This window comes from Bradyrhizobium retamae (assembly GCF_001440415.1).
Classification (GTDB): domain Bacteria; phylum Pseudomonadota; class Alphaproteobacteria; order Rhizobiales; family Xanthobacteraceae; genus Bradyrhizobium; species Bradyrhizobium retamae.
In genome coordinates this window covers 1-1,303 of sequence record NZ_LLYA01000129.1, presented here as the reverse complement: position 1 = coordinate 1,303, position 1,303 = coordinate 1, and the positions used below count along the sequence as shown (strand labels likewise).

The following is a 1,303-nucleotide window of genomic DNA, read 5'->3' as shown; positions in this document are numbered from 1 at the left end:
CGTAAGGAGAAGCGCTCGTGACCTATTCTCTCACTCGGCGTGCCGTCCTCGGTGGGGCCTCGCTCGCGATCGCGACGCTCGGCTCTGCACCATCATTTGCCGCTACCAAGATCCAGCGCCTGATCTCGCCCGGCGGCATCGAAGCCTGGTTCGTGCAGGAGGCCACCGTCCCGCTGATCGCGATGGAATATGCCTTCGGCGGCGGCGCCACCCAGGATCCAGCTGAGAAGCCCGGCGTCGGTCACCTGGTCGCCAGCCTGCTCGAGGAAGGCTCCGGCGATCTCGATTCCAAGAGCTTTCACGAGCGGCTCGACCGCCGCGCCATTGAGCTGAGCTTTGACTCGACTCGCGATCAGTTTCGCGGCTCCTTGCGCATGCTCAAGGACAACAGGGACGAGGCCTTCGACCTTTTGCGAATGGCGCTGACCTCGCCGCGTTTCGATGCGGCCGATGTCGAACGGATCCGTACCGCGGTGCTCGCGAAGCTTCGGCGTGACTCCACCAATCCTTCAACGCTCGCCGATCGCAAGTTCTTCGAAGTCGCCTTCAACGATCATCCTTATGGCCGCCAGGCCGGAGGCACGGTCGAGAGCGTGCCGAAGATCGACGTCGCCGATCTGAAGGACTATGTCCGCCGCGTGATCGCCAAGGACACGCTCAAGATCGCGGTGGTCGGTGACGTCGATCCAGAGAGCCTCGGAAAATTGCTCGACAAGACCTTTGGCAGCCTGCCGGCCAAGGCGCAGTTGACAGAGGTCCCCGATGTGGTTGCGGCAAAGCCGCCGCAGCGCGTCTTCGTTCCGCTCGACGTGCCGCAGACCGTCGTGACCTTCGGTGGTCCCGGCGTCCGCCGCAGCGGGCCGGATTTCATGGCGGCCTATGTCGTCAACCAGATCCTCGGCGGCGCCGGTCTGTCGTCGCGGCTGTTCCGCGAAATCCGCGAGAAGCGCGGGCTCGCCTATTCCGTCCGTGAGACGCTCTTGTGGATGGATCATTCCGCGCTGTTCGTCGGCAATACCGGCACCCGCGCCGATCGCGCCGGCGAGACGGTGGAGGAGATCGACAAGCAGGTCCGCCGCATGGCCGAGGAAGGCCCGACCCAGCAGGAGCTCGACGAGGCCAAGTCGTACCTGAAGGGCTCGCAGATGCTGGCGCTGGATACATCGTCAAAACTCGCGCAGGCGCTGCTGCAATACCAGATCGACAAGCTGCCGATCGACTATATCGAGAAGCACTGCGCGCTCGTCGATGCGGTGACGCTGGAGGATGCCAGGAAGGCGGCGCAGCGGCTGTGGGGCCAGGG

The 1,303-nt window shown here is 64.5% G+C and carries 1 protein-coding gene; it reads left to right on the top strand.

From position 1 onward, the window contains the following. Window positions 1–17: 17 nt before the first annotated feature. Window positions 18–1,303: M16 family metallopeptidase (locus CQ13_RS15885; RefSeq protein WP_057843806.1), on the top strand; the 1,286-nt coding region annotated here is incomplete at its 3' end.